Source organism: Lysinibacillus sp. NPDC097214 (assembly GCF_050277945.1).
Lineage (GTDB): Bacteria > Bacillota > Bacilli > Bacillales_A > Planococcaceae > Lysinibacillus > Lysinibacillus xylanilyticus_B.
On the sequence record NZ_JBNNSS010000004.1, the window covers coordinates 85,586 to 110,869 of the forward strand.

The 25,284-nt window shown below is 34.4% G+C and carries 31 protein-coding genes and 1 riboswitch; of the genes, 17 read left to right on the forward strand and 14 right to left on the reverse strand.

The features are described from left to right. Positions 1–20: 20 nt before the first annotated feature. Entirely contained in the window at positions 21–251 is a 231-nt protein-coding gene (locus ACQKMI_RS10370; protein WP_427488587.1) for a hypothetical protein, read from the reverse strand. Continuing rightward, positions 248–457, reverse strand: a complete 210-nt coding sequence (locus ACQKMI_RS10375) for a hypothetical protein (RefSeq protein WP_427488589.1) — start codon at positions 455–457, stop codon at positions 248–250. Before ACQKMI_RS10375 ends, ACQKMI_RS10370 begins: the two co-directional genes overlap by 4 nt. Positions 458–907: 450 nt before the next feature. After that, a riboswitch (Lysine riboswitch) is annotated at positions 908–1,094 on the forward strand. A 116-nt stretch (positions 1,095–1,210) separates the two neighbouring features. Between ACQKMI_RS10375 and ACQKMI_RS10380 the strand changes: the two genes are divergently transcribed. The 6 genes from ACQKMI_RS10380 (at position 1,211) to ACQKMI_RS10405 (ending at position 5,691) form a co-directional block, all read left to right on the forward strand. Beyond that, a complete protein-coding gene (locus ACQKMI_RS10380; protein ID WP_427488591.1) occupies positions 1,211–2,071 on the forward strand; it encodes a transporter substrate-binding domain-containing protein in 861 nt (286 codons plus the stop codon). A gap of 185 nt (positions 2,072–2,256) precedes the next feature. Beyond that, positions 2,257–2,982, forward strand: a complete 726-nt coding sequence (locus tag ACQKMI_RS10385) for an amino acid ABC transporter permease (RefSeq protein WP_427488593.1) — start codon at positions 2,257–2,259, stop codon at positions 2,980–2,982. An 11-nt stretch (positions 2,983–2,993) separates the two neighbouring features. Further along, a complete protein-coding gene (locus tag ACQKMI_RS10390) occupies positions 2,994–3,725 on the forward strand; it encodes an amino acid ABC transporter ATP-binding protein (protein ID WP_323646119.1) in 732 nt (243 codons plus the stop codon). Between the two features lie 260 nt (positions 3,726–3,985). After that, the gene (locus ACQKMI_RS10395) at positions 3,986–4,213 is read left to right on the forward strand and encodes a hypothetical protein (protein ID WP_427488596.1); all 228 of its coding nucleotides are present in this window, start codon (positions 3,986–3,988) and stop codon (positions 4,211–4,213) included. Between the two features lie 133 nt (positions 4,214–4,346). Continuing rightward, entirely contained in the window at positions 4,347–4,694 is a 348-nt protein-coding gene (locus ACQKMI_RS10400; protein ID WP_427488598.1) for a DUF3221 domain-containing protein, read from the forward strand. A gap of 799 nt (positions 4,695–5,493) precedes the next feature. Then, the gene (locus ACQKMI_RS10405) at positions 5,494–5,691 is read left to right on the forward strand and encodes a DUF6501 family protein (protein ID WP_323646114.1); all 198 of its coding nucleotides are present in this window, start codon (positions 5,494–5,496) and stop codon (positions 5,689–5,691) included. 312 nt (positions 5,692–6,003) lie between these two features. Here the strand turns inward: ACQKMI_RS10405 and ACQKMI_RS10410 are convergent, their stop codons facing one another. The 3 genes from ACQKMI_RS10410 to ACQKMI_RS10420 all read right to left on the reverse strand — a co-directional run bounded on the left by ACQKMI_RS10410 (position 6,004) and on the right by ACQKMI_RS10420 (position 8,506). After that, positions 6,004–7,068 carry a toxic anion resistance protein gene (locus ACQKMI_RS10410; RefSeq protein WP_427488600.1) on the reverse strand — a complete coding sequence of 355 codons (1,065 nt, stop codon included), beginning with the start codon at positions 7,066–7,068 and terminating at the stop codon, positions 6,004–6,006. After that, positions 7,065–7,715: a 5-bromo-4-chloroindolyl phosphate hydrolysis family protein gene (locus ACQKMI_RS10415; protein WP_323646110.1), complete on the reverse strand. Its 651-nt coding sequence runs from the start codon at positions 7,713–7,715 to the stop codon at positions 7,065–7,067. Before ACQKMI_RS10415 ends, ACQKMI_RS10410 begins: the two co-directional genes overlap by 4 nt. Before the next feature lie 464 nt (positions 7,716–8,179). Beyond that, complete coding sequence (locus ACQKMI_RS10420; RefSeq protein WP_427488602.1) at positions 8,180–8,506, reverse strand: DUF3139 domain-containing protein; 327 nt, start codon at positions 8,504–8,506, stop codon at positions 8,180–8,182. Positions 8,507–8,883: 377 nt separating this feature from the next. Here ACQKMI_RS10420 and ACQKMI_RS10425 point away from each other — a divergent pair, with 377 nt between their 5' ends. Together ACQKMI_RS10425 and ACQKMI_RS10430 are read left to right on the forward strand one after the other, a co-directional pair. Beyond that, entirely contained in the window at positions 8,884–9,240 is a 357-nt protein-coding gene (locus ACQKMI_RS10425; protein WP_427488604.1) for a VOC family protein, read from the forward strand. 222 nt (positions 9,241–9,462) lie between these two features. After that, positions 9,463–9,729 carry a hypothetical protein gene (locus ACQKMI_RS10430; protein ID WP_427488606.1) on the forward strand — a complete coding sequence of 89 codons (267 nt, stop codon included), beginning with the start codon at positions 9,463–9,465 and terminating at the stop codon, positions 9,727–9,729. Positions 9,730–10,232: 503 nt separating this feature from the next. Here ACQKMI_RS10430 and ACQKMI_RS10435 read toward each other — a convergent pair. After that, on the reverse strand, positions 10,233–10,349 hold the full coding sequence (locus ACQKMI_RS10435) for a YjcZ family sporulation protein (RefSeq protein ID WP_427488608.1): 117 nt from the start codon (positions 10,347–10,349) through the stop codon (positions 10,233–10,235). A 652-nt stretch (positions 10,350–11,001) separates the two neighbouring features. Between ACQKMI_RS10435 and ACQKMI_RS10440 the strand changes: the two genes are divergently transcribed. Further along, a complete protein-coding gene (locus tag ACQKMI_RS10440; RefSeq protein ID WP_427488609.1) occupies positions 11,002–11,709 on the forward strand; it encodes a DNA alkylation repair protein in 708 nt (235 codons plus the stop codon). Positions 11,710–13,817: 2,108 nt separating this feature from the next. Here the strand turns inward: ACQKMI_RS10440 and ACQKMI_RS10445 are convergent. After that, on the reverse strand, positions 13,818–14,045 hold the full coding sequence (locus tag ACQKMI_RS10445; RefSeq protein ID WP_427488611.1) for a hypothetical protein: 228 nt from the start codon (positions 14,043–14,045) through the stop codon (positions 13,818–13,820). A gap of 417 nt (positions 14,046–14,462) precedes the next feature. Between ACQKMI_RS10445 and ACQKMI_RS10450 the strand changes: the two genes are divergently transcribed. Next, a complete protein-coding gene (locus ACQKMI_RS10450; RefSeq protein WP_427488613.1) occupies positions 14,463–14,759 on the forward strand; it encodes a hypothetical protein in 297 nt (98 codons plus the stop codon). Between the two features lie 414 nt (positions 14,760–15,173). Here the strand turns inward: ACQKMI_RS10450 and ACQKMI_RS10455 are convergent, their stop codons facing one another. After that, positions 15,174–15,881 (reverse strand): hypothetical protein, encoded by a 708-nt coding sequence (locus tag ACQKMI_RS10455; protein WP_427488615.1) that lies wholly within the window; start codon positions 15,879–15,881, stop codon positions 15,174–15,176. A gap of 168 nt (positions 15,882–16,049) precedes the next feature. Here ACQKMI_RS10455 and ACQKMI_RS10460 point away from each other — a divergent pair, with 168 nt between their 5' ends. Together ACQKMI_RS10460 and ACQKMI_RS10465 are read left to right on the forward strand one after the other, a co-directional pair. Further along, positions 16,050–16,298: a hypothetical protein gene (locus ACQKMI_RS10460; protein ID WP_427488617.1), complete on the forward strand. Its 249-nt coding sequence runs from the start codon at positions 16,050–16,052 to the stop codon at positions 16,296–16,298. A gap of 34 nt (positions 16,299–16,332) precedes the next feature. Next, positions 16,333–16,443 carry a hypothetical protein gene (locus tag ACQKMI_RS10465; RefSeq protein WP_427489318.1) on the forward strand — a complete coding sequence of 37 codons (111 nt, stop codon included), beginning with the start codon at positions 16,333–16,335 and terminating at the stop codon, positions 16,441–16,443. A 525-nt stretch (positions 16,444–16,968) separates the two neighbouring features. Here ACQKMI_RS10465 and ACQKMI_RS10470 read toward each other — a convergent pair. Beyond that, on the reverse strand, positions 16,969–17,250 hold the full coding sequence (locus ACQKMI_RS10470) for an acylphosphatase (protein ID WP_197140733.1): 282 nt from the start codon (positions 17,248–17,250) through the stop codon (positions 16,969–16,971). Positions 17,251–17,291: 41 nt separating this feature from the next. After that, entirely contained in the window at positions 17,292–19,019 is a 1,728-nt protein-coding gene (locus tag ACQKMI_RS10475; protein WP_427488619.1) for a methyl-accepting chemotaxis protein, read from the reverse strand. Positions 19,020–19,146: 127 nt separating this feature from the next. Here ACQKMI_RS10475 and ACQKMI_RS10480 point away from each other — a divergent pair, with 127 nt between their 5' ends. The 3 genes from ACQKMI_RS10480 to ACQKMI_RS10490 all read left to right on the forward strand — a co-directional run bounded on the left by ACQKMI_RS10480 (position 19,147) and on the right by ACQKMI_RS10490 (position 20,499). Then, on the forward strand, positions 19,147–19,428 hold the full coding sequence (locus tag ACQKMI_RS10480) for a DUF1033 family protein (protein WP_427417011.1): 282 nt from the start codon (positions 19,147–19,149) through the stop codon (positions 19,426–19,428). Between the two features lie 223 nt (positions 19,429–19,651). Continuing rightward, complete coding sequence (locus ACQKMI_RS10485; RefSeq protein ID WP_049665398.1) at positions 19,652–19,852, forward strand: cold-shock protein; 201 nt, start codon at positions 19,652–19,654, stop codon at positions 19,850–19,852. A gap of 248 nt (positions 19,853–20,100) precedes the next feature. Further along, a complete protein-coding gene (locus ACQKMI_RS10490) occupies positions 20,101–20,499 on the forward strand; it encodes a hypothetical protein (RefSeq protein WP_427488621.1) in 399 nt (132 codons plus the stop codon). 153 nt (positions 20,500–20,652) lie between these two features. Here ACQKMI_RS10490 and ACQKMI_RS10495 read toward each other — a convergent pair whose 3' ends face one another. Then, positions 20,653–21,012 carry a winged helix-turn-helix transcriptional regulator gene (locus ACQKMI_RS10495; protein WP_427488623.1) on the reverse strand — a complete coding sequence of 120 codons (360 nt, stop codon included), beginning with the start codon at positions 21,010–21,012 and terminating at the stop codon, positions 20,653–20,655. A 143-nt stretch (positions 21,013–21,155) separates the two neighbouring features. On the opposite strand from ACQKMI_RS10495, the gene ACQKMI_RS10500 reads away from it, so the two are divergent. Further along, on the forward strand, positions 21,156–22,019 hold the full coding sequence (locus ACQKMI_RS10500; protein WP_427488625.1) for an SDR family oxidoreductase: 864 nt from the start codon (positions 21,156–21,158) through the stop codon (positions 22,017–22,019). 240 nt (positions 22,020–22,259) lie between these two features. Here the strand turns inward: ACQKMI_RS10500 and ACQKMI_RS10505 are convergent, their stop codons facing one another. Further along, positions 22,260–23,069: a S1C family serine protease gene (locus ACQKMI_RS10505; RefSeq protein WP_427488627.1), complete on the reverse strand. Its 810-nt coding sequence runs from the start codon at positions 23,067–23,069 to the stop codon at positions 22,260–22,262. Between the two features lie 566 nt (positions 23,070–23,635). Between ACQKMI_RS10505 and ACQKMI_RS10510 the strand changes: the two genes are divergently transcribed. Beyond that, entirely contained in the window at positions 23,636–24,109 is a 474-nt protein-coding gene (locus ACQKMI_RS10510) for a DinB family protein (RefSeq protein WP_427488629.1), read from the forward strand. Positions 24,110–24,326: 217 nt separating this feature from the next. Here ACQKMI_RS10510 and ACQKMI_RS10515 read toward each other — a convergent pair whose 3' ends face one another. After that, the gene (locus ACQKMI_RS10515; RefSeq protein WP_427488631.1) at positions 24,327–24,602 is read right to left on the reverse strand and encodes a hypothetical protein; all 276 of its coding nucleotides are present in this window, start codon (positions 24,600–24,602) and stop codon (positions 24,327–24,329) included. Between the two features lie 234 nt (positions 24,603–24,836). Then, on the reverse strand, positions 24,837–25,103 hold the full coding sequence (locus ACQKMI_RS10520) for a hypothetical protein (protein WP_427488633.1): 267 nt from the start codon (positions 25,101–25,103) through the stop codon (positions 24,837–24,839). Positions 25,104–25,284: the final 181 nt, after the last annotated feature.

Below are 25,284 nucleotides of genomic sequence, written 5' to 3' on the forward strand. Positions count from 1 at the left end.
CAAAGTGACGGAAAGAACCGTCAAAGTGATGGATAGAAAGCAAAGCGATGGATAGAAAGGCCAAAGTCGTGGATAGAACCGTCAAAGTCGTGGATAGAACCGCCAAAGTCGTGGATAGAACCGTCAAAGTCGTGGATAGAACCGCCAAAGTCGTGGATAGAGTGTCCAAAGTGATGGAAAGAAGGCAGAGCGACGGAAAGAACAGACAAAGCGACGGATGCAAGAGCCAAAGTGACGGAAAGAACCGTCAAAGTGATGGATAGAAAGCAAAGCGATGGATAGAAAGGCCAAAGTCGTGGATAGAACCGTCAAAGTCGTGGATAGAGTGGCCAAAGTCGTGGATAGAACTGCCAAAGTCGTGGATAGCACCGCCAAAGTCGTGGATAGAGTGGCCAAAGTGATGGAAAGAAGGGAGAGTGACGGATGGAAAAGGCGAAGTGACGGATAAAGCACTCAAGACGACGGAAAGAAAAGCCGAAGTGACGGATAAAAGAGCCCAAACAACGGATAGCCCACCGTTTGCGAAAGCTTCACAGCAAAGATGCATATAGTGCCAAGGCTATTATCTTTATTAATCAACAATTTCTTTTTAATTAATAGTAAGTATTAATAATTTGCGGATTTCCTGAAGAATCAGCTCTTCATTTATTTTTGTTATAAATGTATCCAAGTATATATGTTGGTTGAAGTAAGTACTATGGAGTATGGGCGACTTTACGGACTCTTTATGAAAGGGGAAGTCTTAATCATTTTCAACTTTACCAAAGTGTATAAAAGGCATTAAAAGGATGGAGGATCCAAATATTGTAATTATTCAGAAAATTAACAAAACTGTCTTGACGAATAAGTTAGTTTTATAGTAGTATCTTAATAATCAATTAAATATACAACCCTCACGTTTATTCTATTGTGAGGTAGAGGCGCGGTATTTATTAGTTCATTGTTGAGTACAAGCAAGCGAAGACGCAATGAAGAAGGAACTATCGCCGAAGTGTAAAAGGAGCTCGTACTTTTATACTGGGTCTGCAGTGAATAAGTGCAGGACTGTCCTAGTAAACTATCTTCCAAATTTACTAGGTTGTGCTATCTTGGAATGTGGAATTCCAGTGAGGATTTGGGCAACTGTTGAAAAAAGTAAGACCTAAGTTAAAAACTTAGGCTTTTTTAGTACAGTTGTCTTATTTTTTTTACTAAAAAGGGGGAGTTTTACATGAAAAGAAGATGGTTAGTAGTAATGTTGATTGTGATGGCAGCAACGTTGCTCGCTGCATGTGGTGACAAAACGGAGCCGTCATCATCTAGTAATAAGGGAGGCAATACGGATAACAAGGAAGCTGGCGGCCAATTCCGTATCGGGATGGAAGGTGGTTATGCTCCGTTTAACTGGACGCAGCAAGATGATGCAAATGGCGGAATAAAAATCACTGATAATTCAGAATATGCAGGTGGTTATGATATTGAAATGGCGAAAAAAATAGCTGAAGGCTTAGGAAAAGAATTAGTCGTCTATAAATTGGAATGGGATGGTTTAGTACCAGCGCTACAATCAAATAAGATCGATGCAATTATTGCAGGTATGTCACCTACTGAAAAACGTAAGAAGACGATCGACTTCTCAGAAAACTACTACACGTCTGATTTTGTAATGGTTATTAAAAAAGGTAGTAAATATGAAAATGCAAAATCTATTCAAGATTTCTCTGGTGCAAAAATTACATCACAGTTAAATACAACGAACTACACTGTTATTGATCAAATCAAAGGTGTAAAAAAACAAACAGCAATGGATACCTTCCCAGCAATGCGTGTAGCTGTAGAAGCTGGAAAAATTGACGGCTATGTAGCAGAACGACCAGAAGGTATTTCCGTTGCTGCTGCAAACGATAAATTAACATATGTAAAATTTGAACAAGGCTTCGATACAGATATTGCAGATACATCGATAGCAGTTGGTTTGCGTAAAGGTGATTCAAACCTTGAAAAGATTAATGAAATCTTAAAAGGTATTTCTGAAGATAATCGCCAAAAAATTATGGAAGAAGCCATTCACCAACAACCAGCAGCACAATAAAATGATTGCACGGGCTAGCTATTAGTCCGTGCAATATCATTACATTATAGTAGAATCTTTCTGAAAAATATTAATGTCTTAGCTAATTATTTCATAAGATAAAATAAACAGAGGCCCAATGAAAATGCTAGATAGCTAAGATGATTTGTTCGAAAAAGCAATATGACGTTGTTAGGAGGTACATCATGAGTCTTGAATGGATTATTTCAATTGTTGAGAACAACTGGCAAATGTTTTTACGAGGTACGTATTATACATTACTTATTTCAATTAGTAGTACAATTATTGGTGCACTTATCGGATTTTTTATTGGAATTATGCATACCATCAAAGTTCGTAAAAAGGATGTAAAATTTTATAGCTTAAAATTCATTAATTTTATACTAACTTGCTATGTCGAATTCTTCCGTGGTACACCAATGATTGTACAAGCAATGGTTGTATTTTACGGATTAGATATAGCATTTGGCATTGATATGCACTTTATTACGGCAGGTATTTTAGTTGTTTCACTAAATACAGGTGCTTATATGGCAGAAATTGTGCGTGGTGGAATTGTTTCCATTGATCAAGGGCAGTACGAGGCTGCGTCGGCTATTGGTATGAATCATGTTCAAATCATGCTACATGTTATATTACCACAAGTTTCACGTAATATATTGCCTGCAACGGGTAACCAATTAATTATGAACATTAAAGATACAGCAGTTTTAAACGTTATTGGAGTTACGGAATTATTTTTCCAAACAAAGTCGATTGCAGGTAATAACTTCCGCTATTTCGAATCCTTCTTCGTAGCATGTGTCCTTTATTTCATAATGACATTCACAGCGTCAAGAATTTTACTATATGTAGAAAAACGGCTGGATGGACAAGATGCCTACCAAAAAAAACAGAAAGAAGCAGTATAGGGGGCCAATAAATGACTGTTATTAAAATAGAGCATTTAAGTAAATCATTTGGTCGTAATGAAGTGTTAAAGGATGTAAATTTCCAAGTAGAAAAGGGCGAGGTTGTCTGCTTAATCGGTTCTTCAGGATCTGGTAAATCAACATTACTACGCTGCATTAATTTACTGGAAATTCCAACTGGCGGTCAAATTATTTACAAAGGTGAAGATATTTTAGATGAAAAACATAATATCCAGGAATACCGTACACATTTAGGAATGGTATTCCAGCAATTTAACCTATTCAACAATCATAATGTGCTGAAAAATTGCACAGTTGGTCAAATGAAAGTATTAAAGCGTTCGAAGGCAGAAGCTGATGAAGTTGCGCTAAAATATTTACAAATTGTTGGGATGGATCAATACGTCAATGCGAAGCCACGACAGCTATCTGGCGGTCAAAAACAGCGTGTAGCGATTGCGCGCGCCTTGTCAATGAGCCCAGAAGTAATGCTGTTCGATGAACCGACGTCAGCTCTTGACCCAGAAATGGTAGGTGAAGTATTAAAGGTAATGCGTCAGCTAGCGGATTCCGGAAATACGATGTTAATCGTTACACATGAAATGGAATTTGCCAAAGAAGTAGCTGATCGCGTTGTCTTTATGGATAAAGGTGTTATTGTAGAGGAAGGCCCTCCCGCACAGGTTTTAGTAACCCCTCAGCATGAACGGACAAAAGAGTTTTTAAAAAGGACATTAAGATAAATAAGTTTCCGCGTCTGGTTATGAATAACTAAAGAGTGAGTCCAAACTAATTTTATTACTATTAAATTTAACTTTATATAATGTGTAACATTATTAAGCTGTACTAATTTTTGTATTAGTTCAGCTTTTTTGCGATTAAAGATATAATCTGGGCTATTTCAATTAATGGAGCATTTTAGTCTTGGAACTTCCTTCCACAGATAGCGTCAAATTAATAAATTTTATGCAGTTAATAACCCTTTCAAAATGGAGGTAGTATGTTGAAAAAATTAGTTATTCTAATTACCGTAATTAGTGTTCTGTTAGTTGGCTGTTCGCAAGAAAAAAACTATAACGTATGGGTTGATTCATCAACACAATCACAAGAAAGTATTGATTCAGCGATAGAAAGGCTTACTAATGCCGAGATAGATTTCATTATTGATGATAATGGTAGCGTTTTAGTAAATGAAAAAGATATGGATAAGGCTGTGATGTGCTGTTCTTAAGCTATAGGGGGCTCTTAGAAGGGTAATGTCCTTTTTTTTATTGAAGATAGGGGGATTTTTAGTGGAATGATTTTGAAATTTATTGAAACGAAAACTACGAAATTCAGTCTAATTTTTAAAAGGAGTGATGATATTGAAAAAATTTAGTTTAATTATATCTTTACTATTTTTATCAATTGGATTATTGGGCTGTCAAAAAAGTGGGAATGAGGAGGAACTCGACAAAGAGATTTCAAAGTCAACTGAGAAAATAACAGTTAAGCCTACAATTATAGGCGAAATTGTTCAAATAGAAGGTGAAAGATTTTTAGTAGAAAGCATAACAGAAAAATTACCAGATGGCAGACCAGATGCAATATGGTTTTCAACTGATGAAATTGAATCTTTAAAAGTAGGACTTACAGTTTCTGTTTGGACAAACGCAATAGAGGATAGTTATCCCCAACAAGCAAATGCAGAAAAAATTGAGATTAATGAATAATGGGGGAGAATACAAATAAGGTATTAAACTTCCATGAAAATAAAATTTCTGGCACTAAAAATAAAGGCCTAGACATTAAAAAAATGGAGATCTAGGCAGTGACGGTCACATTGTAACCCAAACTTACAAGTCTCCGAACAGAATATCGACTAGTTGATTGTTTTGTTGTTAAGTCTACATACATTTCTTTCCTTGTTAGAAGGTAATAAGCAATTCGTAAAAAGGCATGAGTGACGGATGAGCGTGCTCGCTTTTTACCTTTCCAAGCTGCAGTCCGTCTACTTCTAATCCCATTTGTTTATGACTTCTAAAAGTTAAAACGTACACCACTAAAATTGAATTTAGCAATGTACATTTAACGTTTTTTTACAGAAAATAGGTTGCTTTATTTTCTAGAATTCCATTCTGCGTATAAAATAAAGCAAATTGCAAATGCAACGGCCAGGATAAAAAACCATTGTGGTACACCACCAAAGCTCATGTTAACACCTCGAAGTAAAATTTTTATTAGTTATCTTCATTCGTTAGTGGACTCCCAGTTCTAAATGTGAAACATCTACTGAATGAGAATATTGCCTCCAGACGCATTGATCATCTGTGCGAAAGCACCAAATGTTTACTGTGCGGAAGCGAAGCGACAGCACCAATTACGCCAAGACGAAATTGATATAGTTAAAAAAATGGATAGTTACGGAGAAAATATGGTCTTCTATGGTTTTTTTCTCCACAAGAGTACAAAAATATTATAAAATAAGCTGTAGACATTAGCTTCGTGCTAGTAAAGAGAGGTAGAGAGATTATGTTACATTTAAAATGGAAAGATGCTTCAACAGTACGTACAGTTACTTGTAAGCATACAAATGCATCAAAATATTTAGTTTCAAACGTATTAACAGTAGGCAAACAATATGATGTGAAAAATGAAACAGAAGAATTCGTTTTTATTATCGATAACACTGGTAATATTGGTGGCTACTATAAAGATTATTTTGAATAAGTATATCAATTTCGCCTTAGCGTAATTGTAGCTGTCGCTTTGCTTTCGCTACAGAAAACATTTGCCGCTGACGCTTCGCTTTCGCGCAGATAAACAACGCGTCCGGATTTTGAGTTGTGCGAGCACAACTCATTCCTTTTAAAATTCGTGACATCCGCCGGAGGCTTTGGGTCAACGTGATGTTGATCACTCAGTCGTTGCCACAGGACGTGGCGTTCTTAGACTGAGTTCCTCTATTCAGTAAGTTAGAATGAAAATAAAAGGGTGGTTCAGATGATTTCTGAGCCACCCTTTTTTGTTGGAAAAACGAAATCATTTCCTCTTTAAGGTCTTTATTTCAGCAACATCCTGTAGATGCTCTTTTTCCTGCTCTGTAGCCGTATGAAGGTCAAAGACATCTTGGATAGCTGACTTCAGCTCATGCTGTGTCTCTTTGAATTTTGATATTTGCTGTTCAAAGGAAGGGCTCGTAAAACGATCATTTGTACGAGATAATCTTTCTTCTAGCTGCGCGTAGCGATGGTCCATATGCATAGATAACATCATAGCTAACTGATTTTTCCAAAGTGGAATAAGGGTAACGATTGAAAATTCTATTTTTTCCGCTAGTGTTTGATTGGACTGTTGGATCATGCGTATTTGTGGCGCAGTTTGTAAGGCAACCTGCTGAGAAACTTGTAAGTCATAAATACGTTGATCTAGACGTTCGATTTGAGCGGCATAGTCATTAAGCTGTTGGACAGCTAGTGGTTGTTTCGCCGTCTGTACACTAGTCACCTTTTCAGGAAGTTCCACTTCAATGGCTTGCTGCTTCTTCATTTGTCCGGCTGCAATAGCAGTCGCTAACTCTTCAAAGAATCCTCTATTATGTGCATACAGTTCTTCTAGCATTTCTACATCTTTAATCATTTGAAGCTGTTCACGTTCAAGCTGAACACCAATTCGTTCTACTTGGATACTAATACGTTCAAACTCCGTTAATGTTTGCTTAACAGTAGGCTCAATTTTACCAAACATTTTTTTGAAAAAGGACTGTTCTTTTGGTTTTAATGCATTAGGGTCTACACGGTCTAACGTATGCATTAATGAGTCTAGCATTTGGCCAATTTTTGTGACGTCTTTCTGTTTTACTTGTGCAAGCATTCGATCGGCAAATTGAGAAAGTGATCGCTGAGAATCTTGCCCTAAAGACAGGACTGATTCGAAGTTTGTCAGGTCAAGCTGACTAGCATAGAGAAGTGCACGACTTTGTGCAAGAGGCGATAGCGTTTCATACGTCGCCATCGCCTCATTATTTGTAGTCTCTAAATAAGATTGCACAAGAGGGGAAATACCTTGTATTGTATTTAGTTGAAATGCGTGATCATTTGCCGTCACTTATCATCGCCTCGCCACTCCAATTGTTCTTTTCGTCGTATATTGGAACGATTCGCAAATTCGATTTCCATTTGAAGATGGTCGATGTCGTTGGAAAGAGCATCCTTTAAATCAATTTGAATCGTATCATTTAAATCGGTAAGTGTTTCTCTTGTTTTTGATAAAGTAATTTGGATTTCCTTATCCTTCACAGGCTGCCTTGATAACATCGTATACTTATCCGTTAATTCAACAGCAGATGGGAGATGTGCATAAAAAAACTGTTCAACATTATAAAATTTACGTGGATCTGTTTTAACAATTTTCACGATGTTTTTTGAAATACGCGTCATTTCGAGTAATTGCTTAAATGCAGAAACAGAGCGTACACGTAAGTAGTTTTGACTTAATGTTTGAATGTTTTTATTAGCTGCTGTAAGCTGTGTTTCAATATGTTTGTATTCTTCTTTGGTTATACCGGCTATTTGCATGAATTTCTTTTTCTGTCTATGTTTCAACAGCGTCGTACTGGACGCGTATGTTCCAGCGAACAATAAACTACCAAGTAAGTATCCTGGCGTTGCCGCAAAGGCTGCGATAGAAACAGTTGTGAGAGAAATTAAGAGGCTAGCGGTATGTCTAGAGAAAAACTGTCCGACACTGAGCATGTTTCTTCCTCCTAGCATTTAAATATGTCTATCTTCTTATACGAAATAATCGACATAAAGTTTCAACGAAAAATAAACCTTACATAAATTTTACTGCTATTTATAAAGTTTCTCAATGATATTACTTTAGAACAAGTAAATCCTTTGCTTTTTTAGCAAGAAAAGTGGAAAGACGAAATAGAAGTCGAACTAAATGTCCGACATTGCGGCTTTATCTAACTCGGTAGAGTGGTATTAGTCTATCAGAACCAATTATTTTTTTTATATCGTATTCAAAATTAATGTGAATCGCGATTATTTGCAGTGCTTTACACTTTTTTTTTTTTTCATAATAGGTCAACTATTAGTATTGTTTTTTCATCTGTTGTTAATTCCTCACCATCAGCGTTATATTTGCTTATATGATTTTATACCCAAAGTACGCTTACATTTTGAGTAGTGAATCATGCTTGCTTTCAGTTTGTTCAACGCTTAAAATGCTTTAATTGTTTTGGTGAAAGAGTTGACCCATTTATTGTATGGTACTCAAATTGTCCTAAATGGTCTTTATCATGAGCAAAATAAGTATAGACGACATTTGTTTCATCTGAAAAAATAACGTTTACCCAATAACTTGGAAGACCTGCAAAGTGCCATTTACGTGCAATAGATTGGATAGCTTCTTTCGGATAAGACATATCCTCAATCAAATAGTTTTCGATTCTTTTTTCATATAGCCGCTTTTTGATGTGTACTGTACAAAATGGTACAAGCAACATAATAATTATCCCAACGGTCAAAAATTTTTTCAAACTTCATCCCCCTAAATAAGTTCTGCCTAATATTTTTTAATAGTTATTATTTCGGCAATTATTCTCCAAACACCTGGTTACGCTATTATTTCTTTTATGGAATATAGAAGGCATATCATGGCTGGCTAGTGATTACCTTTATAGCTTGATAAATATAGAATAGCTAGTAAAAGTATCTACTTCACAAGAAGCTCCCACATCAAATGACTAGAGCAAGAACCTTCTAAAAGATAAAGAAGGGGAGCCGTAAAATGCAAAGTCATAGCCATAGGGCTTTTATTTTGCCAATTGACTTAATAGTTGAAAAATAGTTCGCAATATTCTATTATTTTTATAAATGAAAAAAGGGAATCAATGGAATTATAGGGGGATGAATTATGAGTCAAGTTTGTGTTATCAGCATCTATGTACCTAACATTGAAAAAGCAATTGATTTTTACACTACTGTTTTAGGTTTTGAGGTAAACAAACAATACGGACCCAAAATCGCAACACTTGTTAACGGAGATTTACCATTAGTTTTAGAAGAAGCAAAAAAATCTGAATCCATTTCTAGAGATTCTTTAGGTGTGGTTTTAGCTTTAAAAACGGAAGATATTAATCAGACAGTCAAAGAGTTAAAAGAACATAATGTTGAATTCATTGCTGAAGAACCAATGGATTGTCCTCCAGGAAAAGTAATTAGCTTTAAAGATCCTTTCGGGAACGTCTTTGAGTATATACAATTTATTTAGGTAGATATATAGTCCTTAATGTTTTAGAAAGTCACATCTAACTAGATGTGGCCTTTTTATTTCATTTGAGATTAATATTGTTAAATAAGGTAAACACCATTATAATAGTGTTAATTATATCCAATCCTTAAGACGCTTTCATGTTCAAAGTTTTTTTCAATATCTCATGTAACAAAGATTGCACCATAATGATGAGTTTATAGAAGAAAGGGAGTCTGCCATATGCCAAAGAACACAAACAACAAGGTTGAGATATTGGAAACTAAAATTATATTAGAGAAATACAAGGAAAATATAGAATCAATTCAAAAATCATTAAACCAACTTGAGTTGGAAGTTAGTAATTTGCATAGTGAAGGGTTGGTTGAATTAGAAAAGTTGGCTGACGAATTAAACATGTTGCAGCTGCTTTCAACGAGTATAAAATTTAAAGCTAATACTCTTATGTGTAATAATAATAAAACCATTGTGACATTAATAACTGAATAAAATATTGATATCAAGCACACCCAATTTGATATAGGTTTTTAGTATACTTTTGATTGTTACATATTCTGAGGGAGATAGATTTAAGAGTGAACGCGAAACGTAAATCAGAAGTTCAAAGTGTTTTCATCTTATTCTAGGAATACCTATAAAGCTGGAAACACTTTTCATATGAATAGCCTTCAAAGGTAAAGTAGCCAGCCTATACAACGACTTATACTTGTTATGCTAGTAACAACTGATTCTAACAGGAATGAGCATTGGATCTGTCTAATCCCATGAGGGTAGATTAGACAAATCCATATTTAACTGACAGCAAATAGTCATACTCACGACGAATAGTGGTTTTTATTATGCATGTAATGAATCATTAAAAGGGTCACCGAAGGGTAGTGACCCTTAGAAAAGAAAAAGAGATGTATGGTTATTTTGAAAAATGCATTAGATGTTTGAAGTTATTAATTGTAATGTTATGGATTAAATATCTATGATTTATGTTAGAAATGTTAATACGAATTAAATAGGAAAGCAGCACCGATAATAATTAGTAGAATGAATAAAACAACAAGTAGCGCAAATGCTGAACCGTAGCCAGAACCTCGATTACCACAATATTGAGACATAATAATTCCCTCCTTTCTGTAATTTATAATATGTATAGTTTTCAATAGTGATTGAGATATTTATCATAGGTTGTCTTAGAAAGTGATTTAACTTCTTTCAGCGGGTTTCCAAACAGAGCAAAGCAATACCCGCGGAAGTGAGGTAAATACCTGCGGAAGCAGGGCGAATACCCGCGGAAGCAGGACGAATACCCGCGGAAGCGGGGCGAATACCCGCGGAAGCAGAGGGAATACCCGCGAAAGCAGGGTAAATACCCGCGGAAGCAGAGGAAATACCCGCGAAGCGAAGCAATACCCGCGGAAGTGAGGTGAATACCCGTGAAAGCAGGGTAAATACCCGCGGAAGCAGAGGAAATACCCGCATGAAGTAAGTGGGGGAATCCATTCACCGACAGCACTTGATATAAATGAAGCCCGACACTCTTTGAAGAAATACCTAGACTTCGACAGTGTATCTGTGAATTGTTATCATCGAGGATTATGTAAGGAAAATATTAATGAGTAGATCCAAAAAGTAATTTCAGAATTTTAGTTGAGTAATCCACAATAGGAAAATCTGTATGCTTGAGAAGTGTGGAAGACTTGATAAAGAATAGAAACTAGTGGATTATAATTAAAGAGATAATTGTAATAAGAAAGGAAGTACAAAACTTTGGATTTCGAAACAGTTATGCAGGAGCTTGAATCCCTTGGTAAGGAACGAACTAAAAAAATGTATATATCCAATGGTGCGCACGAGCCTCTATTTGGTGTTGCTACAGGTGCTATGAAACCTATTGCGAAGAAAATAAAAATAAACCAACGTTTAGCTGAAGAGCTTTATGCTACAGGTAACTATGATGCAATGTATTTTGCAGGCATTATTGCAGATCCAAATGCTATGACTGAGTCGGATTTTGATCGTTGGATAGATGAAGCGTATTTTTATATGCTGTCTGATTATGTAGTGGCAGTAACTTTATCAGAGTCAGATATTGCCCAAGACGTTGCTGATAACTGGATTGCAAGCGGTGACGAGCTAAGAATGTCAGCGGGTTGGAGTTGCTATTGCTGGCTTTTAGGGAATCGCAAAGACAATGAATTTTCCGAAAGCAAGATTTCCAATATGCTTGATATTGTGAAAAATTCTATTCATGATTCACCAGAAAGAACAAAATCTGCTATGAATAATTTTCTATCCACAGTGGGAATTTCGTATTTACCACTACATGAAAAGGCTATCGAGACCGCAAAGGAAACAGGTGTGGTAGAACTCAAAAGGGACAAGAAAAAAACAAGTTTTTTAAATGCTTATGAAAGTATTCAAAAAGAAATGGATAGAGGGAGAATCGGTTTCAAACGCAAGCATGTAAGGTGTTAAAATTAGCTTTTGCATCGGTGTATTGATCCAAGCGAATAACATCCTAAGTCACATCTAACAAGGTGTGGCTTTTTATTGTGCATACAATATCCAACGGAGGATGATCGAATGGACTTTTGAGCAGTAGTAGAGGACAAATGCATAGAGTATGTCCAGTCGTTGTTAATTTCGTAGATCTAATATAGATCATTTGCTAGAATGTCGAATGAGAATAAAATAGAAAAATTAGTTGGAATGTGGAATCATTTTCGATTCTATCGAATATAATTAAAAGTTGGGCAAAATTGATTATCATTGTAAATGTCAAAACAATGTAAATCTTTGCTCGTTTAAGCATGTACACTTTCGATGATGATTAAATACTTTTATATACAAGTGCGTGAATAATTGCAACTTGGCACGGAGCCTTTATTCGCATGATTCAATAAACTAAAATTCATCTATAGTAAGGGTTGGCTAACCGGTCAAGGCAATCATGCTCGCCGTGAGGGCTGGTCTACTTTTCTTAATAAAAATAGACACAAAGGTTATTAATCAATGCTGAAGTGTCTTACATTCGCCAGCGATTGCATACAGTGTTTAGGAGCATAAATTTGAAAGGAAGTGGAGGCAAATGAAAGTAACGGTTAAAGAATGGCGTGTAATGTCTGATCGCAACAAACAATTACTTTTAAATGCGATAGCAACTAAATAAAACATCGATGTAAAGAGGAATGAGAACATGCAGCAACAAACACAACACGTATTAGAAAAAGCAAGCAGTGTTAGGAAATAATAACAATATTTATGGTTTATCTGCAAAAATAGTTCAATAAAGAGTTGTCTAACAGGGGCAACATCTCATTTAATGGATAAAATTAATGAAATCTCTCATAAAGGTGCTATACCTCCATAATAAGGGTTTTAATATGGGTAAATTGATAGTGAGTAGAATAGTAGGCAGTTTAATTGGTACTGTTGTAAGTATTAATCTAAGTAAACATAGTTCTGAAAATTAGAAAGGGAAGTGTTACGGGAGTCTATTTGGTTATCTAGGTTCAGGAGCATTGAAAGGTGCTAGTAGGTCAAAGAGTATAAATACTCGATTAGTGGGGACTGCCATTCAAAGTAAAATGAAACCCTAGCTTTGTTTAAAGTTAGGGATATCCTATTTTCTGCAAATGTTCATGGTTTAAAAAATGGAGTTATTTGGAGTTTTAGACTATCTATGATTGTTATCATGTATAATTAAAAGTAGTAAATTTTAACATTGTATTTCTTGCTGTTTTTATTTTAAATTATGATTTTTTTTTAATAACAAATTAAATTAATAGAGAAGGTGATTATATAGATTATAATTTTGGTCCACATATACATGAACAGGGAATACGAATGAATCCACCATTAGGTCGTAACTCGCAATGGCGTTTTTCATTAGAGCTACCTTTTAAAAATCAAAAAAAGATGGATTTACTTAGTGTAACATTATAATTAGGCAGTAATGACAAAGGACAAACTCTTGTTATTACTGCCTTTTCGTTTGGATCATTATTTATTGTGTATACAAGATTTTATACTTCGTTGGTTTGTCAGTTTTTTTTGGCGGCTTTACGAACTGCAACGTGTATAAAATCTTGCATATGATTATGCCTAAAGAACTTACTGTTCCCATTTCCAAAAGAGGGGTTTCTTTGTTTCAAAAACCTTTATTAATACAAATGTTGATATAACAGTATTTCCTTGATCTTTATACGCTAAAAAAACGGTGCGATTTTATTTGAAATAGTACAACTTTGTTTTATATTGACAGCAGTAGATAGTTTTATCAATTTTTGTTCAATTTATAACAAAAATTGATTTTGAAACTTTAATAGACTAGTGGCATAGGGTTCTCTAAATATCTTAAGTGTTGTTCTAGCCACAGTTCCTTATTGCAATTTCGAAGATTCGCATATTAGAAAGCGGAAGATGATTTTCTGAACTTTATCAATCTTTGTTCAATTTATGACAAAAATTGATTTTTAAAAATTTATAGCTAATGCTATGCTATTATCATACCCGGGTAAAAGCAAGAGCAGAACTTAATAAATTAAGTGGCATCCGATATACTATAAAAAGAGTAGCTTTAGCTACTCTCTGTTTGACGATTTTCTATATTCTTGAATTCTAGATAACACAAAATAAATAACTAGAGTGTTTAAACTTAATATAGTAAAATCAAAAAACAAATTATGAATACTTAAATCCATTAAACGGAAAATAGATACGCCTACTTTGCCTTTATATTGAACCCATTGAAATGGAATGCCCAGAACAAATGCAATACTCAAACTGAAAATAGCAATTTTCTTTTTCATAAAATACCTCCTTATCCAAAAATATCAAATTTATATCATAATGTAAATATCATATAATGAAAAGAGGATAAAGACCATGAAAAAAACTTCATATCAGCAATTTTCATTGTAATACTCGCAATAATTTTCACACAAAATGCAAGTGCATCTGAAGAGTTTTCTGAAAATTTTGAACAAAAAATCAATGAATTAGTTAACAAATATAACCTTGAATTAGTAGATCTAGAGACTACAAATATTGATAATAATACTCTTTTAGAATTTGATAGTTTCGAACAATTCGAAGAATTTTTAAACCAAGCAACAGAAAATGATTCTATAACAACTAACGAAGAGATCGTAATTGAGCCAGAAAATGCCATTGCTAGGTCATCTAAAGTATATAAAAGCAGTTACGAAACGTCTTGGTGGGGTCCGATGAACGGACCTGTAATGGGTGTACTTAATATGAGAAATATGTCTTTTGACTATTCATATAAATTTGTCAATGGCAAACCTGTATTTGTAGATGTAACTAATATAATTTCCTGGCAAACAGGTTACCACGATGTAAAATGGACTCACAAAAAAGGTTCCAAAACATTTAATAAAACAAAAGATACAACTAATGTAGTTGCTAAAGGTATTTATACATTAGGAATTGTAATCGGAGGACAGTCTATTGGCTATACATGGAATGGTGAATGGAATAGAAATTTAACTTTAACTAATTAAAAATATACAGAAAGCCTTTAGAAACGTTCTAAAGGCTTAGTAAAAGGATAATAGTCAATTAAATAAAAGGATATGTTGGGTCAACCTTCCAATTTATCTTTTTATTTATCTTAAAACAATTTTAAAGTCTAAGTCTGATGTGTCCGTTATTTTAGTCATATAGAACTTTATATAATTCTTTAATGAGCATATTCATTGTCATTTATTTGGTCAAGGTAGGGATTAAAATTAAAGGTTTTCTTTTTATCATTATATTCCACCATCGATGCCAGATGGTTGAGTTAATAAAAGGCTAGGTTTTAATGTGAGAGTGATTCAACATGATTACGATCATTTAAATGACGTGTTAATTTCCCACATTGGAATATGTATTGAGCAAAAAATTGTCCATTAAAACGAACAAAAAAACAAAGCTTACGCTCTGTTTTTTTGTCTTATGCTTATGGAAAGAGGAATTGTACATAACAATCCAAGCAGAATGAACAGAATTAAGGTGTTGATTGGATTAACTTTTACAAGTGTCTCTTCTTTATGTTTTTTTTCAAATTCTTTTACTTCTTCTGTTTTACTTACTTTATCATTTGGAACAAATTCATTTTTATTTACATCATAGTAATAGAATCTGTGTTTGTTAAAGGTGAAAAAGTCATCCATAATCGTTTTATATGAACTTGAAATCATCGCTAAGTCCACTTTTTCCGTATCAGTCACTTTTTTTACATATGTTTCACTTTCTTTTTTAAACAATTCTTTTTCTTTTTTTAATAAGTTAGCTGCTTCACTTTTTACTTTTTCCACATCTTGTAGTGTTGTTGCTTTTTTCAATCCCTCTTCAATAAAGGCTATTTGTTCCATTTTCATTTTTTCTTCAAACTCTTTTGTTTTTTGCTCTAATTTTGATTTATCTTCTCTTTCTGTTTTAATCAGCACCGTTTTTGTTTCTTGTGCTAATATTTTGGCGGAGTCGTTTTTGTAATAATGAACTTCATTTTTGTTTTTATTATTGACTGAATCCAGGTACTCATCTGTTACGATTTTTGTTGCCATGCTGGTAGATGAAAAAACGATACTCAATATACATACTGACAGTCCGATCACACTTAATTTTTGTATAAATTTCATTTGGATCACCCCGTTTTTTCGATTAGTATCCTTATAGTACTCTATTTGCATTTTCCGTTTTTTATTCAAATATTTTCTACTTAATGATCAATCAAGGAAATATATGTATAATCACAAAAAAGGCTGTTTTTGAAAAATTGTTGCTATTCAACTAACGGAGCAGGATTGTTGAAGAAGGAATTGAATGTTTATAAAAGTGATTTATTGAAGAATAGGGAAGTGGAAGTAACAATGAACTACATAATAAGATTCGCGAATGAAAACGATTTATCGGGTTTGTGTGATATTAGAAATAATAAAGATTTATTCACGAATTATTTAAAACAATTTGCAAGGGAAGTATATTTGGTAATCGCTGAACAAGACTCACTTATATTTGGTTTTGGAGTTCTTAAATTAAAAGGCACTTTTAAGTGATCTATATGTAAAAGAGGATTATCGGGGTAATGGTATAGGTTCAGATTTAATTAGGTATAGAGAAAATGTTGCGAAGAATTTAGACTATTCTGAGATATTTGTGAGTGTTGCCAATAGAAAATCCCAAAATGATAGAGTTAATTAGAAAACACGGTTACGAAGCTATTTCCGACCCATATTTTAAAAAAGCCATATTTTATAATGATGATGGTACGACCTATAATAATACCTACACAAGAATTGATTTAAAGAAGTTGTTGAACTAACAGGTGCTTAAAGGAGATAGCTATACCAGAAGCAACAATCTATGAGAAAACAGCCAAAATAAAAGTAAGAGGATGCGAAATTTTCAATAGGGGGTAATCAATGAATCACCCTTCAGATGAAGCATTAAAAAAATGCTTAGATTCTTATTAAAAACTACTGCTCCATGGCTAATAGGTAAAGAGAAGCTGAACTAAAAGAAATATTAGAAAGAGAGCAATAATAAAGCATATAAATAATTATTTGCACTTGCTACGGTAGGTGTTTTTTTATGGAAGGGAAAAATAAAAAGGACTGGGGTATTATTCCCAATCCTAATTAATAAAATATAAACTTGCCACCAGCAACGTCACCGTATTCATTGAATACTTAGCTATAATAACGCTACAAAAAAGGAGGGGCCAGACTAAACAATGTCTGAGTCCATGCGTGCATAGCCTTTTAAATCATCAAAAAGCTCTAATGCAAATGAATTTGAATCTGCTTGAGGGCTAACACCTTTTTGAACAAATACTAAGAATTCATCTATCGCTTTTTTGGATCCTTCTACTTCAACCTCAATTTGTTCTTGATCATTTAGTTTACAGTAACCTTTTAATCCTAGCTCAATCGCTTTTTGTTTAATGAAAAAACGGTAGCCAGTCCCATAAACATCTCCGAAAAATTTAATTAGCGCTCGCTTATTCAAGCTAACACCTCCTAGAGAAGGGGGAATAACCCCCTTTGTGTTTAGTGCATAACACGTTCTTTTTCTAAATAAGCAATTAAATTATTGATATAATAGAGAACCTGCTTTGAAGCTTGATCTACTTCTTTTAAATGAACTTCAGCTTGTTGAATATTCCCAACTTTATAAGCCTCCGCTGCTAACTTCGCTGATTCATGAACATGTAAATGATATGCGTCTAAATCACGATAGTCCTGCAAGTGGCCAAAACGTTCTACTGAGCGAGTAGATGTATACCATTTACCGAGACGACAATCGGTATGCGAAGAAACATCTCTTGGTTGGACGCTTTCAAGACCGAGGAACATATTATAAATTCGCCATTTCCATAAAATATGGTCGGCTTTTGATAATTGTAAAAGTGCTATAGACGATAGTTGAACGTTATTATTCGCAATAATGTCATTTCGGAATCGATTAATTTCTTTCCCTAATGCGTGAATATCTCTAGATGTGTTATGGCTATAATCACGAATATCATCTTGAAGACTAGATATCTCAATCATTCTTGCTGATACTTCATCAATAGCTGCGGCTTGCTCCTCTGATATCGCCGCTGTATTTGTAACATCCAGATTAATACCTTCAATGGCACTAACAATCGCATTTAATAATGGTAATGATTCTTTAGCTTCCACTGTTGCTTCTTTTATAATCTCTGTCGTTTCCGTAATCGAGACTGACACTTCATTTGAATAGCTCTTTAAATGATGTACATTTGTAGATACTTCACTAAGCGCTGATACTGTGCCCTCAGCGAGCTTTCGAACTTCCTGTGCAACTACGGCGAAGCCTTTACCATGCTCACCTGCCCGTGCAGCCTCAATAGAAGCGTTCAAAGCAAGTAAATTCGTCTGATCGGCAATTTGGTTGATTAACGTTACAACATTTTCGATATCATTTACCCGCTTTTGTAATTCTGAAAAGGACTCAACAATCGTTGTAAATGTCTCTTCAGTTTTAAAGATTTCAGAAAGGGCATGCTCAATAGCATTTTTTCCTTGTACAGCGTGATCAACAGATTCAGTTGTTTTTTCTGAAATACGGGAAGACATTCGAGCAACCTCATTAATAGAAGCGGCAATTTCTTCAGTTGCTGCGGTAGAGGATTGAATTTCTTCATTTTGCTTATCTAAGCTAAATACTAAATCTTTCATATACATGATTTTTGCGTTAACATCCATTAAAGAAGAAACTTCAGCAACTACATTTTCAATCGTACGTTCTGTTAATACTTCAACGAGTAATTCCTGATCAACATTGACTGCAGATTGGAAGGATTTCATGTATTCAAATGCCTTATAAGGTTTTAAACCAAAATTATGTAATATGTATGTAGTAATATAAAAAGCAAATTGATTGAAGACGACGATTAACTTACCAGGCTCATATTGATTTTTTCTGAATAAATTGAAAAATTTAACGGTTTCATCCACATATTCATCATCACGAGTAGCTAAGAAAAATTGAGTTAAGTATCGATTAATATTTTCTTCACTAATCGTTAGCTGAGTGGAGAGAGATATTTCACTTAAATAATTATTAAAAATAGCGTTCATTGAAGGCGTGATATCATTTAATTTTTTATAGAGAGTTTTTAAATTTTCTTCATCTTGAGAGTTGAAATGGTTAAATGCTAGTGTTTTATTAAAACGGCCTGTAGCATTTAAATTTGTACCACGCTTTAATAATTCTTCGAGTTCGGCCTTAGGTCGAATACTTGAAAACATAAAAGAAATACCTCCAAAAATTATGAATAATAAGGTAATAATAGCATATTAAAGAGTGTTTTAATAGACATTTCAAATGTCTTTGCTAAAATGAAAATATCTTATTACAGCAGGGAATGTGGCAAATATGTATACAATCATTTACATGAAAGCTGATTATGAGCCTTGGTGGAAGTTTGAGGGCTGGGAGGCTTTTATTCAAACAAATGAAACCTTCGAAACAGAGGAGCAATTTGAGTCAGCATTACAAAGAAAACTGCAGCACTTCCGATTAGCATATGACAATGAGGTAACGAAAGAAGGGGGATTTTGGGCCTTCTGGTCAGAGGATGAAAGTGTTTTTTGCGAAGCCTGTGATGATGATGTACAAATTTATCACGGTATTATCGCTTTGAAATCTGAGGAATAGAAATAAAATTTTGACATTTTAAAAAAAACATTTTTCTTTATTTGACAAAATTATGAATGATGGTTATACTTAACTTAACAATTTAATTGCTTCACCGAAACATGAATTCACATATTACAAAAAGTGATCGCGTTAGTTCGGTACTCTTTGTAATATGTGAATTTTTTCATACGCTGAAGAAATTACATATTGTTCACTTTTATTTTTTTGGAGGTTTTCTTAAATGAAACAAGGTACAGTAAAATGGTTTAACTCAGAAAAAGGTTTTGGATTCATCGAAGTTGAAGGCGAAAACGACGTATTCGTACACTTCTCAGCTATCGGTGGCGAAGGTTTCAAAACTCTTGACGAAGGTCAAAAAGTGGAATTCGAAGTTGTAGATGGCAACCGCGGACCACAAGCTGCTAACGTAACTAAACTTTAATTCTCAGTAATTAAAATTACTTTCGTTAAACTTAAGGCATCCTATTGATATAGGATGTCTTTTTTTGTATTCAAATAGATTCAGACGATCAGGAATAAAAAAATACACTTAGGGCTAGTTTTAAATTCGAACCAGTTATTTGAATAAGATGTATATTTATATTTTCTTTCTGTTTAAATAAATCGTTGATATATAATGAGTAGCATAAAGTTAAAACTTGTCCGATAAAATAAGTAAGGTAGGATTCAATGGTTGCATTTTCTTTAGGATTTTTATTTAAAATAATTTGTTCGCTAGGGGCATTAACTGTAATTCAGATTTTCTCTAAAAAACGCGATCATAAAGATTTCAAAAAAGTGATAATCACTGCTGGGTTGATATTTTTGATCAGTTTATTTTTGACTGTAGTGAGTTCAATCGATTTAATTGCACTTATGAGTGGAAATTTAAAAGAATCAAGGGGGACATGCCAAGTATTTGTGGCAGAGTCTACTGCTAAAGGTTCTGAATGGTTAGAGATAGGAATAGACAGTTTAAGGCTTTCAGGAGGTATAAATGATTTTCCTGACGTTAAAGAAGGTACTTACCAGTGCACTGTAAAATATTTGCCTTATTCAAAAATAGTTACTGAATTTGTAAAGGAATAATTGAATTACGCTAAATTAAAGGAAAGCCAATGTTTTGAATAAAGTTAATTCAAAACGTTGGCTTTTTATATGCAGTGAAATCCAGAATTTAAAGTGATTTTAATCAAACTTTATTATAAATCAACAACAAGCCCTTTTTAGTATGGATTAATTTTATTCCTTTTGTTTTTTCTCCATATATTTTTTACCCCATTCTCCCATAGTGTTCAATACTGGTATAAAGCTTTTCCCTTGTGTTGTTAGCGAGTATTCAACTTTTGGAGGAACTTGTTTATACACTTCTCTGTGAACCATTCCATCCTCTTCCAATTCTCTCAGTTGTCTTGTTAATATTCCTTTAGAAATGCCTGGTAACAACCTTTGAAGTTCGTTAAATCTTCTTGTTCGCCGACTTAGATACCATAAAATAATAATTTTCCATCTTCCAGCGATTACGTTTTGAGTAAGTGTCAAAGAACATACTTCCTCTTGTTCTTCGGTAGGTGGTTCTCCATGAAAATTAAATCGAGCCATTGATTGTAGAATCCCTCTCTCATAAGGTACTTTTTTTGTGACTATGTCATAAAAAAATGCCTACTTTTATTATTGTGACTGTAGATATAGTATATACCTAGATTTCATTTTTCAATATTTAATTCTTATTTGGAGGGAAAAAAATGAAAATATTAGTTACAGGTGCAACTGGAAAATTAGGGTCAAAGGTTGTAGAAGCATTATTAAAAGTTGTACCGGCGAGTGCGTTGGCAGTTAGTGTTCGAAATCCAGAGAAAGCAGAAGGATTGCGAGCTCTCGGAGTAGAAGTTCGACACGGAAATTTTGATCAACCAGAAACATTAAATGCTGCCTTTTCAGGAATTGATCGACTTTTATTAATATCTACATTTGGGGAAGATGAAACAATAATGAGACAGCATACGAATGCCGTAGCCGCTGCTCAACGTGCTCAAGTAAAATTTATTGCTTATACTAGTGTAACAAATGCAAATGAAAGTGAATTTTTCCTCGCTTCATCTCATAGAGCCAGAGAAGAAGCTATTATGAAAACAGGTATCCCTTATTCATTTTTACGCAATAATTGGTATTATGAAAATGAAATTGGGAGCATACAGGGCGCGATGGTAGGAGCACCTTGGGTTACATCAGCAGGAAAAGGAAGAGTAGGCTGGGTACTGCAACAAGATTTAGCGGAGGCAGCAGCAAATGTATTGACTGGGAAAGGACACGAGAATACAATTTACGAGCTTTCTGGGAAGCTAATGACGCAAGAGGAATTAGTATCTGCCCTTGGAGATGTTTTAACGAAAGAAGTCCATGTTCAACAAGTCGATGATGCTACTTATGCGGACATTTTGAAAGGTGCAGGCGTACCAGAAGCATACCTTCCTATGCTCGTAAACACGCAAAAAGGTATTCGAGAAGGTGGTTTAGAGATTGAAAGTAACGATCTAGAAAAATTACTCGGTCGCCCTGGTACACCGATAAACGAAGCTATTAGCCAAATAATTAGTCAAATCTCTTAAACAGGAAATTAAGTTTCATCTAAAAAATGACCTTCTCATAGTAATGGAGGTCATTTTTATATAGAAGAAATAGATGGTTTTTCTTCTGAAGAATGTTCAATAATGTATGAAATAAGCTTATTCAAATCGTCTAGTTCAGCTAAATTTTCAAGCCGTCCTAAATTAGAGTTATATTTGTATAAGCCTTTAACTTATGGTCTTATTACAGTTGAATCCATAGCTGTATTGTTGTCATAGGTATTATTTATTTAATACACGCTGTAACACCTGAACGGGTATAAACAAACCGACTCGACCATATGGATCTTTTTTCGCCGTTGCAAAGACAATGCCGATAACCTCTCCATCGGCATTGATGACTGGGCTCCCACTATTACCTCGATAAACAGGGGCATCCATCATCATAACAGGTTCCTGCCAATCCTCAAGGTATGTTGGCTCCAGTAATGTTCCTTCATTTGCAATCCCTGTAAAGGCTAGTGGATTACCAATGAAATACACATGCTCATTTTTGCTATAGCTTGGATTTTTAGCAAGTGAAAGGGAAGGTAGATCATCACCGGTTACTTGCAATAATGCTAAATCTACGTCTGGGTAACTTTCCACTAACTTGGCACCCATTAAACCTTCCTCAGGGAAAATAACGAATAATGATTGAGCATCTTCTACAACGTGTGCATTGGTTACGATAAGCCCATCTGAAGAAATCACAAAACCAGTACCTTTACTAGAATCCGTCGAGATTTCTACAACAGCCTTTTTATAGGTTTTTATATCTTCTTGCGCCGATAATCGAGCAGACACTTTCAAAAATTCTATCGCTGGAATGGAGTAAATTTGAAAGATAAGTGCAAATGTATTCAAAAATAACACAAGTGCCATACTCCAGACAATCCATTTGACAATGGGTCTTTGTTTTTTAGGCTTTTTATCTTGCTGCTGTTCTTCTTGTTCTTGTGCTAACGCTTTTTGCTGTTCAGCGAGGACAAGCTCAATCAATTCTTCTTCCGTCAATTCTTCATCTGTTGTTGTTCTATGTATTTCACTCATAAAAGCACTCCTTACTCAAAATGAAAAGCGCCCAAGCTGGACGACTGTAAAGTAATTCTTATTCAATTTTTTGTAGGGTAGGGGTAATGACAAACGGCTCCATATTATTATCAACATCGTGTCTTCTATACGGAATATTTTGTAGTGGTCAATGTACCCTTTAGAGCGTGTAAAATGAATATCATCATGATAGACAGTTGTTCCAGTAGTGAAAGAAGTCAGGGTTAATTAAATAGTTCAAGCATTAAAGCTATTTCTTTTTTACATTACGTCCTAAACACAGAAACTTCTTCGGCTCATTTCTTTCATTATACGTGAAGTCTATAGGTTATACGAATGTTTATGAAAATCAGTTTCTAGAAAGATAATCTTTTTGCTAGACGCATCGAGCCGTTCACGAAAAAAATATTGCTCGGTTAAAAGGATGTAGAAGTAAAAAAGGTCCATAGGGAGCACCACTTTTTATTTAAAATAATTATATTATGTAAACTATGTGCTGGAAACTTGTAAGAGAGTTAATAATTTAATATGATAGAAATGAATATACGAAAATGGGGGGCGTTTAGATGTATCGACAAGTAGATGATTTTTTAAATGAATGGTCAGCATCAGCACAAGGTACTATTCAAGTATTAAAAGCCGTAACAGATGAGAAGTTAGAGCAAGGCATCGTGGAAGGTCACAGCACGCTAGGCTGGTTAGGGTGGCATTTAGTTGGTGCTGCTGGTTATTTCAGTTATTTAGCAGGTTTACAGGTGCCAATGACTCGTCAAGAAGATCCTATTCCATCTACCGCTGCTGAAATTGTAGCTGCATACGAAAAGGTAGCAAATGGTGTGAAAGAGGAAGCGGCAAAGCTATCAGATGAAGACTTGCTAGAAGAAGTAAAAGGCTTCACTGGTCCAATAGCTAGAGGTGCACTACTACGTGTACTAATCGATCATCAAACACATCACCGTGGACAAATGACGGTGCTCCTACGTCAAGCAGGCTTACCAGTACCAGGTGTAATGGGACCTACGAAAGAAATGCAAAAATAAGACGTATTAGGCAGATACTCAGTGTATCTGTCTTTTTTGATGAAATATAAAGAGAAAATAGGCAATTCTTATTTGAAAGTTAATAGGAATTGCCTATTTTTGTTTAATTTCTTGGTTGTTTTCTCAAAGATTGTTGCTTCTGGTTTGTCTATCTTATTCAACTAAAGTACCCCATTAGTTGAAAACAGCTTTATTCTTTATCTTTCCTCTAATATTCTTATATAAATTCAAACGCAAACATTAAACCTAAAGGGATAGTTAACCAAAGCAGAGAATTGCTCAATATAATTTTAAAATAAGAAGTATTTTCTAATTTGTCTTTGGAAACGAATCTCCACATCAACAGTGCCCCAAAAGCCCATACTGGTATGATTAAAAAGAATTCTGGCGTCAAAGTATCAGATTCACCTAACGCCCCTTCTGCAAAAAACCAAGAAATAAATAATGCAACAAAACCAGTAAATATAACATTACCTATAACTAATGATTTCATTTTTAAGCCTCCTTTCTCTTTGTGTATATAAAATACTTTATTCACCAGTAGATTCACATATCATTCTTACTTAACTATCCAGCGTCATTAGTTCAACAAAGAAAGAAGAGCTGCCTATGCAACTTAATGATCTTCAAGTAAAGCACCCGTTAGTTTAAAAGGAAAATCAAAGAAATAATGTAACATTTTTTCATTTTCCGACAGAAGACACCCACTTCTATAAGTGGGTGTAATTCAGGTTTCGCCCATAAACACAAGTAGTACGATTGACAATGCAACGCCAATGGCATAAATCCCAAAAACAATCATAGGGGAATACTTCCAAAATCCTTTTTCCCTTTTTTTAAAGCTTTGAACACTAAATATTACTCCTATGACGAACATAATAGCTCCAACGAGGAAAAGCCAAGCAGTATTAAGTTGAAAGTAATAAAAACATGCTACACAAATAAGTCCTACTACTGAAAATAATGTTGATAATATCCCTTTTTTACTAAGCATTGTTTACCTCCTCCTTAATTTCTACAATTACTATAAGAACGAATGAAAGGAATATTTGTTCCAACTTTAATTAATTTTACCATTTAGTATCTACAGAATTCATTACGCTTATTGTACTAAACTGCACCGTTAGTTGAATAACAACAATCTTTTCGAAAACAGCCAATTTCTTTCATAAAGC

Excerpts from the sequence above, each read along its gene's own strand:
- ACQKMI_RS10380 (WP_427488591.1), top strand. The coding sequence starts at position 1,211 with ATGAAAAGAAGATGGTTAGTAGTAATGTTGATTGTGATGGCAGCAACG.
- ACQKMI_RS10385 (WP_427488593.1), top strand. The coding sequence starts at position 2,257 with ATGAGTCTTGAATGGATTATTTCAATTGTTGAGAACAACTGGCAAATG.
- ACQKMI_RS10390 (WP_323646119.1), top strand. The coding sequence starts at position 2,994 with ATGACTGTTATTAAAATAGAGCATTTAAGTAAATCATTTGGTCGTAAT.
- ACQKMI_RS10405 (WP_323646114.1), top strand. The coding sequence starts at position 5,494 with ATGTTACATTTAAAATGGAAAGATGCTTCAACAGTACGTACAGTTACT.
- ACQKMI_RS10415 (WP_323646110.1), bottom strand. The coding sequence starts at position 7,715 with ATGCTCAGTGTCGGACAGTTTTTCTCTAGACATACCGCTAGCCTCTTA.
- ACQKMI_RS10425 (WP_427488604.1), top strand. The coding sequence starts at position 8,884 with ATGAGTCAAGTTTGTGTTATCAGCATCTATGTACCTAACATTGAAAAA.
- ACQKMI_RS10430 (WP_427488606.1), top strand. The coding sequence starts at position 9,463 with ATGCCAAAGAACACAAACAACAAGGTTGAGATATTGGAAACTAAAATT.
- ACQKMI_RS10435 (WP_427488608.1), bottom strand. The coding sequence starts at position 10,349 with ATGTCTCAATATTGTGGTAATCGAGGTTCTGGCTACGGTTCAGCATTT.
- ACQKMI_RS10445 (WP_427488611.1), bottom strand. The coding sequence starts at position 14,045 with ATGAAAAAGAAAATTGCTATTTTCAGTTTGAGTATTGCATTTGTTCTG.
- ACQKMI_RS10450 (WP_427488613.1), top strand. The coding sequence starts at position 14,463 with ATGAACGGACCTGTAATGGGTGTACTTAATATGAGAAATATGTCTTTT.
- ACQKMI_RS10455 (WP_427488615.1), bottom strand. The coding sequence starts at position 15,881 with ATGAAATTTATACAAAAATTAAGTGTGATCGGACTGTCAGTATGTATA.
- ACQKMI_RS10475 (WP_427488619.1), bottom strand. The coding sequence starts at position 19,019 with ATGTTTTCAAGTATTCGACCTAAGGCCGAACTCGAAGAATTATTAAAG.
- ACQKMI_RS10480 (WP_427417011.1), top strand. The coding sequence starts at position 19,147 with ATGTATACAATCATTTACATGAAAGCTGATTATGAGCCTTGGTGGAAG.
- ACQKMI_RS10485 (WP_049665398.1), top strand. The coding sequence starts at position 19,652 with ATGAAACAAGGTACAGTAAAATGGTTTAACTCAGAAAAAGGTTTTGGA.
- ACQKMI_RS10490 (WP_427488621.1), top strand. The coding sequence starts at position 20,101 with ATGGTTGCATTTTCTTTAGGATTTTTATTTAAAATAATTTGTTCGCTA.
- ACQKMI_RS10495 (WP_427488623.1), bottom strand. The coding sequence starts at position 21,012 with ATGGCTCGATTTAATTTTCATGGAGAACCACCTACCGAAGAACAAGAG.
- ACQKMI_RS10500 (WP_427488625.1), top strand. The coding sequence starts at position 21,156 with ATGAAAATATTAGTTACAGGTGCAACTGGAAAATTAGGGTCAAAGGTT.
- ACQKMI_RS10505 (WP_427488627.1), bottom strand. The coding sequence starts at position 23,069 with ATGAGTGAAATACATAGAACAACAACAGATGAAGAATTGACGGAAGAA.
- ACQKMI_RS10510 (WP_427488629.1), top strand. The coding sequence starts at position 23,636 with ATGTATCGACAAGTAGATGATTTTTTAAATGAATGGTCAGCATCAGCA.
- ACQKMI_RS10515 (WP_427488631.1), bottom strand. The coding sequence starts at position 24,602 with ATGAAATCATTAGTTATAGGTAATGTTATATTTACTGGTTTTGTTGCA.
- ACQKMI_RS10520 (WP_427488633.1), bottom strand. The coding sequence starts at position 25,103 with ATGCTTAGTAAAAAAGGGATATTATCAACATTATTTTCAGTAGTAGGA.